The sequence below is a fragment of the Streptomyces sp. NPDC048565 genome (assembly GCF_040650935.1).
Taxonomy (GTDB): domain Bacteria; phylum Actinomycetota; class Actinomycetes; order Streptomycetales; family Streptomycetaceae; genus Streptomyces.
On sequence record NZ_JBEZIH010000015.1, the window covers coordinates 148,970 to 166,160 of the forward strand.

The 17,191-nt window shown below is 73.1% G+C and carries 9 protein-coding genes; all 9 read right to left on the reverse strand.

Annotation, left to right across the window (positions count from 1 at the left end; translation table 11 throughout):
• Window positions 1-38: 38 nt before the first annotated feature.
• The 9 genes from AB0C75_RS19790 to AB0C75_RS19830 are packed head-to-tail and all read right to left on the reverse strand — an operon-like array spanning window position 39 to window position 16,945.
• Window positions 39-2,741, reverse strand: coding sequence for a non-ribosomal peptide synthetase (locus AB0C75_RS19790; RefSeq protein WP_362892465.1), 2,703 nt, complete (start codon window positions 2,739-2,741; stop codon window positions 39-41).
• A gap of 55 nt (window positions 2,742-2,796) precedes the next feature.
• A complete protein-coding gene (locus tag AB0C75_RS19795) occupies window positions 2,797-3,621 on the reverse strand; it encodes an SDR family oxidoreductase (RefSeq protein WP_362892467.1) in 825 nt (274 codons plus the stop codon).
• Window positions 3,612-4,346 (reverse strand): alpha/beta fold hydrolase, encoded by a 735-nt coding sequence (locus AB0C75_RS19800; protein ID WP_362892469.1) that lies wholly within the window; start codon window positions 4,344-4,346, stop codon window positions 3,612-3,614. Before AB0C75_RS19800 ends, AB0C75_RS19795 begins: the two co-directional genes overlap by 10 nt.
• Window position 4,347: 1 nt before the next feature.
• Window positions 4,348-5,595 carry a cytochrome P450 gene (locus AB0C75_RS19805; protein ID WP_362892471.1) on the reverse strand — a complete coding sequence of 416 codons (1,248 nt, stop codon included), beginning with the start codon at window positions 5,593-5,595 and terminating at the stop codon, window positions 4,348-4,350.
• Complete coding sequence (locus AB0C75_RS19810; protein ID WP_362892473.1) at window positions 5,595-6,929, reverse strand: MFS transporter; 1,335 nt, start codon at window positions 6,927-6,929, stop codon at window positions 5,595-5,597. The genes AB0C75_RS19805 and AB0C75_RS19810 overlap by 1 nt, the downstream gene beginning before the upstream one ends.
• Window positions 6,930-6,931: 2 nt before the next feature.
• Window positions 6,932-10,666 carry a beta-ketoacyl synthase N-terminal-like domain-containing protein gene (locus AB0C75_RS19815; protein ID WP_362892475.1) on the reverse strand — a complete coding sequence of 1,245 codons (3,735 nt, stop codon included), beginning with the start codon at window positions 10,664-10,666 and terminating at the stop codon, window positions 6,932-6,934.
• Window positions 10,667-10,668: 2 nt separating this feature from the next.
• Window positions 10,669-11,853, reverse strand: a complete 1,185-nt coding sequence (locus AB0C75_RS19820) for a cytochrome P450 (protein WP_362892476.1) — start codon at window positions 11,851-11,853, stop codon at window positions 10,669-10,671.
• Window positions 11,850-15,320, reverse strand: coding sequence for an amino acid adenylation domain-containing protein (locus tag AB0C75_RS19825; protein ID WP_362892478.1), 3,471 nt, complete (start codon window positions 15,318-15,320; stop codon window positions 11,850-11,852). The genes AB0C75_RS19820 and AB0C75_RS19825 overlap by 4 nt, the downstream gene beginning before the upstream one ends.
• A complete protein-coding gene (locus AB0C75_RS19830; protein ID WP_362892480.1) occupies window positions 15,320-16,945 on the reverse strand; it encodes a condensation domain-containing protein in 1,626 nt (541 codons plus the stop codon). Before AB0C75_RS19830 ends, AB0C75_RS19825 begins: the two co-directional genes overlap by 1 nt.
• Window positions 16,946-17,191 lie beyond the last annotated feature (246 nt).

A 17,191-nucleotide genomic window follows, 5' to 3' on the forward strand; every position in this document is an offset into this window, starting at 1 on the left:
GCGGCCGGCACCCGGCCGGCCGCCCGGCGCCCACGCCGTCACACGCCCTCGGTCAGCGCGCGGATCGTCGGCGTGCGGTAGAGGTCGCGCAGGGGCAGGGACGGCAGGTCGCGGGCGCGGAGTGCGGCGCTGACACGGACGGCGAAGAGCGAGTTGCCGCCCAGTTCGAAGAAGTCGTCGTCCAGGCCCACGGGTGTGCCGAGGACGGTCGCCCAGATGTCCAGGAGCGCCTCGGGCAGGCCCGTGGCCGCCCCGGGTCCGGCGGCCGGCTGCCGGGGGGCGGCGGAGGGCCGGGACGGGACGGGGAGACGGGCGGTGTCGAGCTTGCCGTTGGTCGTGAGGGGGAGCGTCTCCACGGCGGTGACCGTGGAGGGGACCATGTGGCCGGGCAGGATCCCGGCGCTGCGTCTGCGGATGCCGGAGGTGTCGGCGACGCCTTCGGCCGGCACGACATAGGCGTCCAGCCGGGCGGCTGCGGGGTCGTCGGGGTCGTCGCGGCGGACGACCACGGCGGCCGCACGGACGCCGGGGTCCTCCAGCAGTACGGAGCGGATCTCGTCGAGCTCGATGCGGAAGCCGCGGATCTTGACCTGGCTGTCGATCCGCCCGAGGTGTTCCAGCCTGCCGTCGGGCAGCAGCCGCCCGAGGTCCCCGCTGCGGTACATCCGCCCGCCGGTGACGGGGTCGGTCACGAAACGCTGCGCGGTCAGTTCGGGCCGGCCGAGGTAGCCGGTGGCGACTCCGGCCCCGCCCACGCAGATCTCGCCGGTCACCCCCGGCGGTACCGGCCTTCCGTGCGCGTCGGTGACGTACAGGTGCCAGCCGGGGAGGGCGGGGCCCACGGAGCGTGAGCCGGCCAGGGCGAGCTCGCGGGTGACGGTCTGGGCGGTGACGTGCACGGTCGTCTCCGTGATGCCGAACATGTTGACCATGCGGCAGGTGTCTTCCGGGTGCTGGTCGAACCAGGGAAGCAGCATCCGGCTGTCGAGCGGTTCGCCGCCGAACACCACCAGCCGGACGGAGAGTTCGGTGTGGTCGACCCGGAGCAGCTGCGAGAAGGCGGACGGGGTCTGACTGAGGACGGTGACCTGTTCGGCGACCAGCAGGTCGCGGAACTCGTCGGGATCGCGCGAGACGAAGTAGGGCACGACCACGAGCCGCCCGCCCGTGAGCAGGCAGCCCCAGATCTCCCACACGGAGAAGTCGAAGGCCCCGGAGTGGAACAGCGTCCATACGTCACCGGTGCCGAGCCGGTAGGTGTCACGGGTGGCCTCGACGAGCGAGACGACGTTGCCGTGCGGCACGACGACACCCTTGGGGCGCCCGGTGGAGCCCGAGGTGTAGATGACGTAGGCGGGATCGTCCGGGCCCGGTGCCGCCGCCGGTGCCGGGGACCCGGTGGGCGCGGCCTCCAGCAGTTCGTCGGGGGTCAGCGGGATGGCGCCGTCGCCGCGCGGGAAGCCGGACAGCCGCGTGACCACCACGCGCAGACCGGCGTCGGACGCCGTCCGGGCCAGGCGCTCGGCGGGATAGGCCGGGTCGGAGGGTACGTACGCGGCCCCCGCCTTGAGCACGCCCAGCACGGCGACGACCAGTTCGACCGTCCGTTCCAGGCAGATGCCGACCCGGTCGCCGTGCCGGACACCGTGTGCGCCGAGACCGGCGGCGAGCCGCGTGCCCCGGTCGTCCAGTTCGCGGTAGGTGAGGCTCACACCGCCGCCGCTCACCGCGACGGCGTCGGGTGTCGTGGACACGGTCCGCCGGAACGCCTCCAGCAGCGAGATCCTCTCGGCGGCGAAGCCCTCACGGGGGCGGCCGAGCCGTGCGACCCGGTCCCGCTCGGCGGCGTCCAGCAGTTCCGCGTCGCCGACGAGGGTCCCCGGCGCGCGCGCCGACAGCTCGTACACGTGGGCCAGGTGCAGGCCGAACCGTTCGACGGCCCCTGGGGAGAAGTGGCTGCGGCGGTAGGAGAACCACAGGCGTGAGCCCCCGCTCGGCAGGGGGACGAGCGTCGTGGTCAGCGGGAACAGGGGCGCGAGGAAGGGCAGGTAGTCGTCGCCGGGCGGTCCGTCCGGTCCGGGGCCGTCGAGCAGTCCGGCGGTGACGGGGCGGTCCACCGGGACGGGGGCGGAGTCGCACAGAGCCGCGAGGTCCGCGAGGGTCGCGGCCGGATCCACCGCGATCTCCCGCGCGACGCCACGCGAGCCGGCGAGGGTCACGGTCCCGGTCGAGCCGTGCCCGTCGTAGCGGCTCAGGGTGAGGGCCAGGGCGGCCGTCAGCCGGGCCGGGCCGTCGGCCGGCCCGGGGGGCAGGTCCAGGTGGTGCGTGCCGTGGCCCGACGAACCGGGCTCCCCGAGGCCCCAGTCGGGCGCGGGGCCCTCGGCGGGCCGCGGGGAACGGCGCACGTCGGGCGCGGGGCACGGCTCGGCGGGCCGCGTCCCGGACAGCATCGCGGTCAGCGTCCGCAGACCGCGCCGGTCCAGCCGGTCCCGGTCCGCCACGACCACCAGGTCGGCCTCCCCGTCGGCGTACCGCAGGAGGACACACCGCACGCCTGCCGCCGGCCTCCGCATCTCCGCGTCGAGGCGGCGGACGGCGAGCGGCTCCGCCGCCCCGGCCGGCACGTCGTCCACCCACAGCCGCCAGGGCCCTGCGGCGGACAGCCGTTCGGCGAGTGTCTCCTCCGGCACCGGAGGGCCGGCCAGCCGGACGCGGACCGCATGGCACTGTGCACCCAGCACGGGTGTCCTCCCCTGTCTGTCCGGCTGTCTGTCCAGCCGGGTGTTCGACGCTCTTTCAGCGGGCTGTGAAGCCGCCGTCGACGGTCAGTACCGACCCCGTTACCTGCCGGGAGTCGTCCGAGACGAGGAAGACGACGGCGGCGGCGACGTCCTCCGGCTCGATCAGCGCGTTCATCGGCTGCGCCTCGACGAACGCCTGCTCGTGCTCGCTCACCGGTACGTCCAGAGCGCGCGCGATCTCGGCCAGCATCCGGCCCTCCACCAACGTCCCGTCACGCACCGAGCCCGGACAGACGGCGTTGACCCGCACCTTCGTGGGGGCGTAGTCGAGGGCGGCGGCCTTCGTCAGCCCGATCAGGCCGTGCTTGGCCGCCACGTAACCGGCGAAGTGCCGGTACCCGACCAGGCCGGCGGTGGAGGCGATGTTGACGATGCTGCCCGAACGGCGGGCGCTCATCGCCTTGCCGACCGTACGGATCACCCGCCAGGCGCCGGACAGGTCGACGTCGATCATCAGCGCCCACTCGTCCTCGCCGATCTCGTGCGCCGGCTTGCCCGAAGGGGCCGCGATCCCCGCGTTGTTGACCACGGCGTCGATCGGGCCGAAACGGTCCTCGGCCAGGGCGATCGCCGCTTCCACCGACCGCAGGTCACGTACGTCGCACTCCGCCGTGGCGACCGCGGAGTCCCCCTTGCGGCAGAGCGCCGCGGTGTGCGCGAGCTGGCCCGCCGTACCGAGCGGGTAGGGCACACCGGGCAGGTCACCGCAGAGATCGAGCAGCATCAGGTCGGCGCCCTCGGCCGCGCACGCCACCGCGGTGGCACGGCCGAGACCGCGGGCCGCCCCGGTGACGACGACGGTCTTCCCCTTCAGGCGCACGGCTCGCCCACCCCTGCGCCGAGCTCGCCGGAGATGACCTCCAGCAGCCCTCGGGGCGACTCGGTGAGGTACATGTGACCGCCCGGCTGTTCCACGTAACGGAAGTCGGCGCCGGCGGCCTTCGACCAGGCGGCCGCCTCGTCACGGCTGACCAGCTCGTCGTCGGCGCCGCGCAGGGCGGTGACGGGCACGGGCAGCGGGAGGTCGGTGCCCGGCACGTAGTTCTCGTGCATCTCGACGTCCGCCCGCAGGGTCGGGAGGATCATCTCCCTCATCTCGGGGTCCTCCAGGGCCTCGTGCGTGTAGCCGGCGAACTCGTTGACGCGCGCCAGGAAGGCGTCGTCGGGCAGACCGGTGGCGCGGCGGGACCGCTGTTCGGCGGGCTGCGGGGACCCGCTGACGAAGAGCCGGGCCGTCTCGACGCCCGGCTCGGAGACCAGCCGGTGCGCCAGTTCGTAGGCGAGTACGGCACCGAGGCTGTGCCCGAACAGCGCGATCCGGTGCGGCTGCGCCGAGTCGTCAAGGGCGCCACGGAGGTCGGCCAGCAGACCGTCGGCGGCTGCGCCGGCGTCCGTGTACGGGTCCTCGTCGATCCGCCGCTCCCGGCCCGGGAGCTGGAGCGGGAGGATGGTCAGAGCGTCACCGGCGAGCCGCTGCCACGGGCGGTAGAAGGAGGCGCCGGCGCCGGCGAAGGGCAGGCAGACGAGGGTGGTGCGGACGGACATCTCAGTCCTCCAGGGCGTCGGCGGCCAGCCGGGCGTCGTAACGCACCGGCAGCGACTTCAGGCCGCGACTGGTGGAGTTGTCGAAGACCCAGTCCAGCTGGTCGTGCGGGATCGCCAGCTCCAGGCCGCGCAGCCTGCGCAGCAGGGTGGGGAAGGCCACCAGCCCCTCGACGCGGGAGAGCGGTGCGCCCACGCAGAAGTGCGCTCCCTGGCCGAAGGCGAGATGGCGGTTGGAGGTGCGGGTGATGTCGAGCCGGTCGGGGTCCTCGAACGCCTCCGGGTCCCGGTTGGCGGAGTCCATCAGGATGTGCACGAAGCCCTCCCGGGGAATGGGGCAGCCCGCCAGCTCCATGTCCTCGGTGGCCACCCGCAGCGTCCCGCGGTAGACCGGGGGTTCGAAACGCAGGAACTCCTCGACGGCCGTCTCGGCCAGCTCCGGCTTCGAGCGCAGCAGTTCGAGCTGGTCCGGGTGGCTGAACAGCGCCTGCATCCCGTTGCCGATCAGGTTGGCCGTGGTTTTGTGGCCCGCGATGATCAGCAGGACGAGGGTCGAGACGAGCTCGTCATTGGTGAAGACGTCCTCGTCGGCGGCCCGGAGCAGGATGCTGACCAGGTCTTCGCCCAGGCCGGAGCTCCGTCTCTGGTCCAGCAGGTCGACGAGGTAGCGCTCGATCCCGTCGCTCGCCAGCTTCAGCTGCCGGTTCGACTCGTCGTCCGCGAACGGGGCGCCGCTGAGCCAGTAGCCCCAGGCGTGCAGCTCCGGCCGGTCCTCGATCGGCACGCCGAGGAACTCGCAGATGACGCGCATCGGCAGGGTGAACGCGAACTCCATCAGGTCGATCTCCCCCGACTCGGGGAAGGCGTCGATGATCTCGTCGGTTATCTCCTGGATGCGGGGCTGGAGCAGCGCCATCCGGCGCGGCACGAAGGCCCTGCTGACCAGCCTGCGCAGCCGGGTGTGCTCCGGCGCGTCCGCGGTGATCATGTTGCGTATGAGGACCGGGCTGCTGTCCTCCAGGAGGTCCCGGAACCAGGCCGGGGAGTTCTCCACCTGCTTGGACAGGCGGGGATCGCTGAACCCCTTGAGCGCGGTCTCGTAGTCGGCGACGACGTACGCGTCGCCGCCCGGCGGGTAGTTGATGGCGCGTACGGGGCAGCCGGCCGCGCGCAGCCGTTTGTTGGCCGCGTGGGTGTCGCCGGGCTCGGGTGCCGTGAAGAACTCCGGCGGCAGCTGGTCGGTGTCGGCCATCACGTCTCCTTGGGAGTGGGGTGTGCGTCGGGGGCCGCGCCGGCGTCGGCGTAGTGCTCGGGCGGCGCGAGCTTGCGTATGACAGGGCTGAGCGTGGGCAGTGCCGCGAGGGCGGAGACGACGGCCATGCTGGTGAACACCCAGGTGGCGCCGGCCAGGTCGAAGATGGTCCCGACGGCGAACACGCCGACCGGGGCCGCGATCATGGACATGAACATCACCGCGCCGAGTACGCGGCCCTGCACCTTGTCGGGTGCCATGGCCGCCAGGTAGGCGAGGAACAGCGCGCTGGTGACAGGCCCGCGCAGGAACACGCAGGCCACGATGATGCCGAGCGGGATCAGTCCGGAGACGTTCGCCAGCAGGACGGCGGCGACCGGCCCGATCCAGGCGGCGGTGAGGAAGAGCACCGGCGGGCGCACCCGCTTGATGATCGGGCCCGCAAGCAGGGAGCCGACCAGTCCGCCGACGCCGGCGATCGACAGCAGCATGCCGGTGAAGGCCGGGGACGCGCCCCGGCTCTCGGCGGTGGCGATCAGCGCGAGGAAGACTCCGGTGTGGGTGAACGCCATGTTCGAGCCCATGATCCAGATGATCAGGAGGCGCAGGACCGGCTGCCGGGCCAGGAACTTGAAGCCCTCGACCGCGTGGCGCTTCTCCCCCGGCGCCGCGTTCTCCACCTTGAGGGGCTTGCGGACGAAGAGCAGCAGCACCGTGGAGACCAGGAAGGCCACGGCCGAGCTCAGGAACGGGAAGGCCCTGCCGACCGCGAAGAGGGAGCCGCCCAGGGGCGGGCCGCCCATGGTCGCCGCGAAGTACCGGACCTGGTTCTGCGCCGTCGCCTGGGTGAGCTGCGACGGAGGCACCAGCTGCTTGATGACCGCGAGGCCGGTCGGGTTCGAGACGCCCAGGCAGACCGCCGAACCGACGGCGATGCTGAAGATGATGAACGGGTTGGTGTCCTCGGTCCAGATGAGCAGGGCGAAGAGCCCGAGCAGGACGACGCGGACCAGGTTGCAGACGATGAGGATCATTCGCCGGTCGACCCGGTCGGCCAGGGTGCCGCCCGGGATCGACATGACGCTCGCCGTGAGCAGCTGGGCCGATCCCACGGCACCGGCGTAGAAGGCGGAGCCGGTGGTGGTGAGGATCAGCAGCGGATAGGCGACCTCCGCGGCCTCCTTGGCCAGGGCGGCGAAGGCCTCGGAGGTCCACAGCGCCTGGAAGTTGCCGTTGCGCAGCAGCGGGGTCTCCGCGGTCGCCGCGTCCGGGCCCGCCGTCGTCACGGCTGCGGGATCAGGGGTGTCGACCCCGCCCGGTGGTTTGTCGGACATCGTCATCTCTCTCTCTGCTCGGCCGATGCTTCGGCCGGAAGTGCATGCGCCAGCTTCAGCGCCAGATCGTCCGCGTACGGGCTGGTGAGCATCGACCAGTGGTCGCCGCCGACCGGCTCGACCCGGATCCCGTCCCCGTAGAGCCCCGACAGCCGGCCGCGCAGCCGGTCCGCCTCCGCCGGCCCGCTCGACGCCTTGAAGAGCACAGCCGGGCACGCGACGGGGCGTGGCCGGTAGCGCAGCAGCGTCGCCTGGTTGGCGGCGAACTGCCTGCGCAGGGCCGCGCTGCGCCGCAGACGCCGCGCCACCGGGCCGATTCCGAGCAGCGCTTCGGCCTGGGACCGCAGTCCGGCGCGGAGGAACTCGGGGGCGAAGGCCACCGGCAGCCCTCCGGTGTCCGGCACGAAGCCGTCCAGGCACACGAGGAGGTCCACGCGCCTGCCGAGCCGTGCGAGCCGGAACGCCATCTCGTGGGCCACGACCGCGCCGAACGACCATCCGCCGAGCGTGTAGGGGCCCTCGGGCTGGGTGCGGAGCAGCGCGGTGACGTGGTCGGCAGCGATGGCCTGGATCGTGCGGGTGCGAGGGCCCCCGGGGTCCTCCAGACCGAGGACCGGCCGGTCCTCGGCGAGGCGCGCCAGCAGGGCGGCCAGGTTCCGGTAGGGGAGTGCGGTGCCGGTGGCGTCCGCGACGAGGAACACGGGCCGGCCCGAGCCGCCTTCGGCCAGGGTGGCGACCCCCGGGACCGGGAGCGTGCCCGTCGCTGCCGGGGCGGGCCGCGCGGGAGACTGCCGCTCGACGGTCTCGACCAGCCTGCCGAACGACGGCTCACGGGAGAAGTCCGTCACGGACAGCACACAGCCCGTGAGCTCCCTGACCTGGGCCGTCAGGGTGACGGCCATGAGCGACTCCCCGCCCAACGCGAAGAAGCTGTCGTCGTCGAGGGCCGCCGGGACGCCGAGGGTGCGGCACCACAGCTCCGCCAGCACGGCCCGCGTGCCGGGCCGTTGAGCCGGTGACGGTGACGGTGACGGTGACGGTGACGGTGGCGGTGACGAGGCCGGTGACGGTGACGAGGCAGGTGCCGGGACGCGCCGCGCCACCGGCGCGGGCGGGACGGCCTGATCCGCCTGCTCCGGGTCCTCACCGAGGAACTGGTATCCCGGCAGGGAGCAGCGCAGCGGCCTCTCCTCGCCGGCGCCGGGCGCCGTGTCGAGCACGTCCTCCAGCGCGCGGTCGGCGCCGAGTTCCCACAGGGTGGCCAGCGCCCTCAGCAGCCCGGCCTCGGCCGGGTCCTCGCGCCGGGAGGTCAGTGGCACCGCGGTGAAGGAGCTGTCCCAGCCGGGGGTGCGGCGCAGGCCGCCGGTCATCGAGCTGCCGGGGCCCAGTTCGACGTACGTCGTGCAGCCCGAGCCGAGCAGGGTGCGCATCGCCTCCCCGAGGAGGACGGGCCTGCGCAGTTGCGCGGCCCAGTAGCCGGGGTCGGTCACCTCCTGCGGATCGGCCCGCCGTCCGGTCGTGCCGGAGATGAGGGGCTGCCGCGGAGGACGGACGGGCATCGACGAAATGGCGGCCCGCACCTTCTCGGCAGCCCCGTCCATGGCCTTCGAGTGGAAGGCGCGCCGGGTGTGGATCGGAGTGGTCTCCAGCCCGGCCAGACGGTCGCCCGCGAGCAGCTCCGTCATCGCGGCCTCGGGTCCTGACAGGACGACGGAGCCGGTGGCCTCGACGGCGACGGTGACCTCGCCGTCCTCGGGCAGCCGGGGGACGACCTCCGCGGCGGAGGCGGCGACGCTCACCATGCGGCCGGGCTCGGTGTCCCACATCGCCCGGGCCCGCAGGTACACGAGGGCCGCGGCGTCCTGCGGGGCCCAGACCCCGGCTAGGGCGGCGGCCACGTACTCGCCGATGCTGTTGCCGAGCATCGCGGCGGGGCGGATGTTCCATGCCTGCAACTGGCGCCCGAAGGCGTAGCCGAGTGCGAACAGCCCCAGTTGCTGGTGGACGGTGTCGGCGAACCAGTCCTGGTCCGACGGGTCGGTGACGACCGGGGTCAGGTCGACGTCGTGGGCGTCGCGCACGGCCTTGCGTATCTCGTCGAACTCCGCCCGGAAACCGGGCAGCAGCTGGTACGCGGCGCTGCCCGCGCCGTGCCGCAGGGTGCCCTGCCCGGGGAAGAGGAAGGCGGCCTTGCCCAGCTTCCCGGGAGGCGGACCGGGCTCCGCCGCGCCTCGCAGGAGTCGCGCCGCCGCCGCGGGGTCGGCCGCGACCAGCGCCTTGCGGTGCCGGTGCACGCGCCGCTCCGCGAGGGTGCGGGACACCTCGGCGAGCGTGGGAGCCGCTTCGCCGGGGGCGTCCGGTGCCAGCCGGTCGGCGAGTGCCCCGGCCAGCCGTCCGAGTGCGTCCGGTGAGGCCGCCGACAGGGTGAGCGGGCGGAAGCCGGGACGGCCCTTGTGGGGAGCGCGGCTCGGCGCGCCCTGGAGCAGGACGTGGGCGTTGGTGCCGCCCACCCCGAAGGAGCTGACGGCCGCGAGACGGGTCCCGCGGTCGGGCCAGGGCTCGTTGGCCGCGGCGATCCGGAAGGGCGAAGCCTCCAGTTCCAGCAGCGGGTTGGGGCTGGAGAAGTGGGCGGTGGGCACGATCTGCCCGCGCTCCAGCATCAGCACGGTCTTGATCAGCCCGGCGACGCCGGCCACGACCCCGGTGTGCCCGATGTTCCCCTTGGCCGCGCCGAGCAGGCACCGTCCGGTGGTCCCGGTGGAGTCCCGGAAGACATCGGTCAGCGCCTCCACCTCGATCGGATCGCCGAGCCGGGTCGCCGTGCCGTGCGCCTCCACGTAGTCGATGTCCGCCGGATCGATCCCGGCGATCCGCTGGGCGGCGCGGATCACCTCGCTCTGACCGGAGACGGACGGCGCGGTGTACGCCATCTTGTCGGAGCCGTCGTTGTTGATCGCGGTGCCCGCGATCACCCCGGCTATCCGGTCGCCGTCACGCAGCGCGTCCGCGAGCCGCTTGAGCACGACCACGGCGACGCCCTCGGCGGGCACGGTGCCCCCCGCCTGCTCGTCGAACGGCCGGCAGCGCCCGTCGGGCGAGAGGATGCCGCCCTGCTCGAAGAGGTAGCCCCACTCGCCTCTGGGCATCACGGTGACGCCCCCGGCGAGTGCCGCGTCGCACTCGCCGCCGGCCAGGGCGCGCGCCGCGAGGTGCAGCGCGGTCAGCGAGGTCGAGCAGGCCGTCTGGACGGTGAGCGCGGGGCCGCGCAGACCCAGCTTGTAGGCCACGCGCGTGGCCAGGAAGTCCTTCTCCTGGCCGATGTAGAGGGCGAGTTCGCCCAGCGAGTCGTCGGCCCGGCGGCCGACCCGGTCGGCCCCCGCGTAGACCCCGATCCGGCCCGGGAACCGGGTGGGGTCGATGCCCGCGTCGTCGACGGCGGTCGTCGCGCACTCCAGGAAGACGCGCTGCTGCGGGTCCATCGCCGCGGCCTCCGCCCGGCTGTACCGGAAGTACGGCCAGTCGAAACGACGGGAGCCGGTGATGACCCCCATGGCCGGGACGAAGTTGTCCCTGCCCACATAGGCCGGGTCCGCCCCCTGGGCCAGCAGCCACTCGGGGCTGAACCGGCTGATGCCGTCCACACCACCGGTCAGCGCCGCCCAGTACCGGTCCGTGTCATCGGCGCCCGGCAGCCGGCAGGCCATGCCGACCACGGCCACGGCGTTCTCCGTCGGCACGCTCACACCCCCAGGTCGACGTAGAGGTGGTCGAGGCCCACGTACGAGAGGTTGGGGCCCCAGACGGCGGCCTCGTCGGCGAGCCGGGCGTCCGGGAACCGCTTCGCGAACCGGCGCAGCAGGACGGCCGCCTCCAGGCGGGCGAGCGGCGCGCCGACGCAGTAGTGGGGTCCGTGGCCGAAGACGAGATGCTGCTCCGGCCGCCCGGCCTCCTCGTCCGCCCCGCTGACGGCCGTGGCTCCGGTGACCGGGCAGCCGGTGGCCGGGGCGTCCGGTTCCCCTTCCGCGAGGAGCCTGTCGCCGGTGAGGCTGACGAGCACCAGATCGCCCTCCTTCAGCAGGTTCCCGCCCACCTCCTGGTCGTAGGCGACGACACGTCCCAGGTGCCGCAGCGGCGGCCGTGCCACGAGCACGGACTCCACGAGCGCCTCCACGGCGCCCTCCCGCTCCTCGCGGACCGCGTCCCAGACGGCCTTGTCGCCGAGCGCGGTCAGGACGACCGAGCCGAGGAGGGACGCCGTCGTCTCCAGGCCGCCGAAGAGATTCATGGCCCAGGTCGCGGTCGTACGGGCACGGTCGAGCGGTGTGTCGCGCGGGAAGGCCGCGGGGGCGGAGGCCCGGGACAGCGCCTCGGCCATCTCCTCCATGGCGGTGTGCGCCCGCTCCGCGTGGTCCCGCCGGTACATGGCACCGATGAACAAGGACAGCGCCCGCGACCAGCGGTGCAGCACCGCCGGCTGCTCGCCGACGCCGACCACGTGCGCCATGACCTGGCCGGAGATGCCGTCGGCGACCGTCGGCATCACGTCGTGCGGCCGGGCCGCGGCGAGATCGTCGAGGCACTCCTCGGTGATCTCCTCGATGCGCGGGGCGAGGGAGCGGACGTACGAGGCGGACATGATCCGCTGCACGGGACGGCGCAGCGCCGCGTGCTCCGGGGCGTCGGTCTGGACGAACCAGAGCCGCAGGAACTCGGTGAGTTCGCGGAACTCCTCGCGCGAGGACTCCGTCATGTACAGCTGGAAGGAACGCTCGAAGGTTCCGGAGGTGAAGCCGGTGTGGTTGAGGACCTGCCGGGCCAGCCGGGGATCGGCGACGACCCAGCACTCCAGCCCTTCGTCCCACTCCGGGGCCCCGGCGCCGTCCGGCAGGGACAGCGGCGGGGCCTTCGTCCGCGTGCGGTTCACTCGGCGCCGGCCTTCTCCACGAGTGCCCGCAGACCGTCCGGTGTCGGGGCCAGCAGGAAGTCGCGCAGACGCACGCTCACTCCCAGCTCGGCCTTGAGCCTGCGCATGAGCCGGACCGCGCCGAGGGAGTTGCCGCCCACCATGAAGAAGTCGGTGTCGGCGGTCACGGCGACGGCCGCCTCGGGGTCCTCGATGACCGCGGTGAACAGCTCCGCGATCCGCTCCGTCAGTGAGGGTGCGCTCTCCCGCGCCGGGTCAGGGGCGGTCCTGTCCGGTTCCGCAGGTGCGGCCGCGGTGCCCGCCCCGTCCGCGGACGCGGGCAGTCCGGCCCGTGCGGCCGGCACCGCGCGCGCCGCGAGGGCGCGCAGGTCGACCTTGCCGTTGACGGTCAGGGGGAGGCGGTCCACGACGGTCCAGAGGCTCGGCACCATGTAGGCCGGGAGCCGCTCCTTGAGCAGGGCGCGCAGGGCGACCGCGCCGGTCCCGCCTCCGGGGGCCGGCACCACCGAGGCCACCAGACGCTTCTCCGCGCTGTCGCCGTCGGTGACGTGCACGACAGCGTCCAGCACCCCGGGGTGACCGGTCAGGACGTCGCTGATCGCGCCCAGTTCGACCCGGTAGCCGCGCAGCTTCACCTGGTCGTCCGCCCGGCCGAGGAAGCGAAGCCGCCCCAGGCCGTCCATCCGGACGACGTCGCCCGTGCGGTAGAGACGTTCGTCGACGTCCGGTGAGAACGTCCCGAACGAGCGCACCGTCTCGGCCTCGTCGCCGAGGTAGCCGTCGGCCAGGCCGGCACCACCCGCGTAGAGTTCGCCGACCGCGCCCGCCGGCACGACCCGCCGACGCTCGTCGAGCACGTACACGCGAGTACCCGGCACCGGGGTGCCGATCGGCAGCGGGCCGTCGACGTCCTCGGGCCGTTCCACCGAGTGGGTCGTGGTGAAGGTGGTGTTCTCCGTCGGCCCGTAGCCGTTGGTGACGACCAGGCCCGGGTGGCGGGTGAGCGCGCGCGCCACGTGCTCGTGCGGGACGACGTCGCCACCCGTCAGCAACTGCCGCACCCCGGCGAGCGAGTCGGGGGCGAACTCCTCCACCAGACGGAACAGGCCCGCGGTGAGCCAGGCGACGGTGATCCCGCGCTCCCGCAGGAAGGCCCCGAGCTCGGTGGGCGAGGCCAGACCGGGCGGGTGCACCTCCAGGGTCGCCCCGGTCAGCAGCGCACCCCACAGCTCCAGCGTCGAGGCGTCGAAGGCCAGCGGCGACAGACGCAGCATCCGCTCGCCGGGTCCCAGCCGCACGAAGCCGGCCTCGTGGACCAGCCTGATCACGGCGCGGTGCGGCACGGACACGCCCTTGGGCTCACCGGTCGACCCGGAGGTGAAGGCCACATAGGCGAGCCGCGTGGGGTCCTCGGGCGCGAACGGCACGGCGCCGTCCTCCGCGGCCGAGGGCCAGGACGGCTCCCACGTGGCGACCGGACGGACTCCGAGCGCGGCCGCCCGCGACGCGGCAGGCGCGGAAACCGGCCCCGCCAGCACCGCGGCAGGCGCGGCGCGCCTCACGATCCTGGCCAGGTGGGCGTCGGTCACACCCTGCTCCACACCGACGTACGCGGCGCCCGCCCACTGCACGCCCAGCACGGCGACGGCCTCGGCGACCGACCGGTCCACGCCGACCAGCACCCGGTCGCCCGGCCCGACACCGGCCTCCCGCAGCAGGCGTGCCTGCTCGGCGGCGGCGACCGCCAGCTGCGCGTAGGTGAGGACGGACGCCTCGTCGCGTACGGCGACGGCGTCCGGTGTGCGCGCGGCCACCTCCCGGAAGAGCGCGTCGAGGGAGCTGCCGGGGAAGTCGTCGCCCGACGTGTTGATCCCGTCGAGCCGGGCTCGGCTCGCGGCGGATATGCAGCGGACGTCCTCCAGCCGGGCGGCCGGGTCCGCTGCCAGCTGCTCGACCGCGGCGCGGAAGTCCGCGACGAACGCACGGGTCTCGTCCTCGGTCCAGACGCTCGTCGCGTACTCCACATGGCCGGAGAACGACGGATCGGCGTGCCCGACGAGCATCGTGAGGTCGAACTGCGAACCGCCGCCATGTCCTTCCTCGACCCGTAGCCGGGCGGAGCCGGCGCGCAGTCCCTGCGGGACGAGCTGGTCGTGCATGCCGAAGCAGACCTGGACGAGAGGGTGGCAGCCGAGGCTGCGCTCGACGCCCAGACGGGCGACCAGCTCCTCGAAGGGCAGGTCCCCGGCGTCGATGCTGCGCCCCAGGGACGCGTGGACCGAGCGGAGGTACCCGGCGGCGGTGGCCTCGTCGTCGACGTCGACGCGTACCGGAACCAGGTTGCCCGTCACCGCCACCAGGTGTTCCAGCTCGGAGAACCCGCGACCGAGCAGCGGCACGCCGACGAGCAGGCTCCGGCTGCCCGTCCGCCGGCTCAGGGTCAGGCCGAAGGCGCCGAGCAGGAAGGCGTACGGGGTGATGCCGAGCTCCCGGGCCCGTCCGGTCACCGCGGCGGTCACCTCGGGGCCGAGGTCCAGTGCGCTGCGACCGCCCGTGGCGTCCTGGACGGCCGGGCGCTGCCGGTCGGCCGGCAGCTCCAGGACCCTGGGCACTCCGTCGAGGTGGCTCTTCCACAGCTCGGCCTGGCCGTCCCACACGCCTGAGGCGCGCAGGGACTCCTGGCGGCGGGAGAGCACTCCCACCGGTACGTCCGGGCCGAGGTCCGGCTCGGCCGCTCCGTCGGCGAGTGCGCCGTAGCGGGCGAAGACCTCCGTGAGGAGCAGCCCCACCGCCCAGCCGTCGAGCACCATGTGATGAGCGGCCAGGACGACCGCCTCGCCGCCTCCCGGCTGCGAGAAGTGCAGCCACCGGTAGGCGGGGGCCGCGGACAGGTCGAAGGGCCTGCGTCCCTGCCGGGCGCCCTCGTGGCGGACGTACTCCTCGAATCCCGCCGTCGGGCCGTCGTACACGTACGTCGTCAGTTCCGGTACGTGGGCGGACAGGACCTCGCGCACGACGTCACGCTCCGTCTCGCGGAAGACGGTGCGCAGCCCCTCGTGGCGGCCGGTGGTCTCGGCCAGAGCCTTCGCGAGGCAGTCCCGGTCCAGCGCGCCGTCCTCGACGAAACAGGTGAACACCAGGTTGTACGGAGAACCGCCGGCCAGGCTCTCGATGAGCCACATCCCGCGCTGTGCCGGGGAGAGGGAGCCGTCGTCGGAGACGTCACCGGCCGAGGGGTCCGCGCCGGCCCCCGTGACCGGCTCGGCGCCGGAGAGCACGGTCGCGAGCGGGGTCTCGCTCAGCAGCGCCGCCGCCGCGATGCGCAGACCCAGCTGTTCCTCGGCGAGCGCGGCCAGGCGCATGGCGCGCAGCGAGTCGCCGCCGAGTGCGATGAAGCTGTCCGTGGCGAAGTCCGCCGGGTCCGTCCCCTCGCCGAGGACGGATACGGCCAGGTCTGCGCATGTCATCAGACGGCCTCTTCGGTCGCGCGCCGGTTGCGGGCGGCGTCGAGCATGCCGAGGCGGCTGTCGGCGGGGCCGGCGGCCTTCCGCGGCTCCGTGGAGGGGGCCGCGAGCAGGTCCGCCTGGCCGCTCACCGTGGCGGATCTGAAGAGGTCGACCGTGCGCAGCATGCGGCCGGAGGCCTGGCTCAGCCGCTCGACGAGCATCACGAGAAGGAGGGAGTCACCGCCCGACTCGAAGAAACTGACGTCGTCCTCGATGTCGTCGCTCTGCAGGACCTCCTGCCAGGTGGACCGTACGAGGTCGAGCCGCTGGGCGGGGTCGTCGAGATCGATCGCGTCGATGGACTGTTCGAGCACGGTTTCCTCCGGAGAAGTGGCAAGGTCCGCGGCACTGCGCCGCAGATCCGACAGGAAGGCGGAGACGGTGGAGTGGTCGTTGACGTCTGCCGGGTAATCCAGGGACAGCTCCAGCCGCCGTCCGTCGGCACCGTCCTCGATGCGGACGAACAGTGCGAGGTCGTACTTGATGTACAGCGGGTCGAGCGGACGCAGCCGGCCCGTGACGCCCGGCGCGAGTTCAGGGGCGTGCGGCGCGTCGTCCAGGTTGAGGAGCACCGGGGTCAGCGGCGGCCAGAGGGCGTTGCGGTCGGGATTGAGCCGGCCGGAGATCGCGTCCAGCGGCACGTCGCTGTCCATGAACGCCTCCATGCTGCTGACGCGCGCGTTGCCCAGCAGCTCGCGCCACGTGGTGTCGGGTTCGAGTGACACGCGTAGCACCACGGTGGTGATGAACATGCCGATGACGTCGGCGGCGTCCGGGTGGTCGCGGCCGGGCCAGGCGAAGGCGATGAGGAAGTCCCGCTGGGTGCTGCGGCGGGCCAGGGTCCCGGCCAGCAGCGCGACGCCCAGCATGAAGGTGGTGCAGCCCTCCTCGGACGCCACCGCCAAGGCGCCGGCGGTCCGCTCCGGGTCGAGGCCGGTGGTGATGGTGGTACCGAGAAGTGACGTTTCCCCTTTGGCCGCGCCGGAACGCTCGAAGGGGAGCGGCACCTCCGTGGGAGCACCGCGCAGCCGCTCGACCACCTCTTCGACCTGAGCGGCCACGTCCTCCGCCGAGGGTGTGGCGACCACCGAGGCAGGGTGCGGAGGGCTGCTCAACTCCGGTTCCGTACCGGTCAGTCCGGCGCGGTAGATGGTGAAGATCTCCTCCAGCAGCATCGTGCGTGACAGACCGTCGAACACGATGTGGTGCGAGGTGATCACCAGGAGGGTGCGATCGGCGCCGGTCCGGATGACCTCGGCCCGTGCGGGGGCCTCGGTGGCCAGGTCGAACGGAGTGCCGCACAGGGCCTGCACCAACCGGTCGATCTCGTCCTCGGTCCACCCCTCGGCGGCCGCGTCGAGGAACCCGGCGTCAGCCGGCGCCTCATGGGTGCTGTACTCGACCCGGCGATGCTTCAGATCAAGCCGGAAGCGGGCCCGCAGCGACGGATGCCGGCTCAGCGCCCGGCGGACCGCCGAGACCAGCAGCGGGTGATCCACCGGCCCGGTGAACTCGACGACCGAGGGGACCAGCTGCGTAGGCCGCAGCAGTTCGTCGCGGTCCAGCACCCACAGGCCCTGTTGCATAGGGGTGGCCGGGTACCAGGGACCATCTCCCAAATTGGATTCGGGTAACACTAAGAATTCCCCCCCGTGTACGGCCGCCCATGCCCCGGCCTTCCCGACTCCGGCATGAGTGGGAAAGGGGCCCGTTCGTAGCCGGGGGAGGACGCTACGTCACGTGATATGACACGTCAAGGGTGATCTTGGCGGGCCCGGTACAGTCCTTAACACGCCGAATTCAAAGATTCGACAAAGTGGCTTGACCCGCCT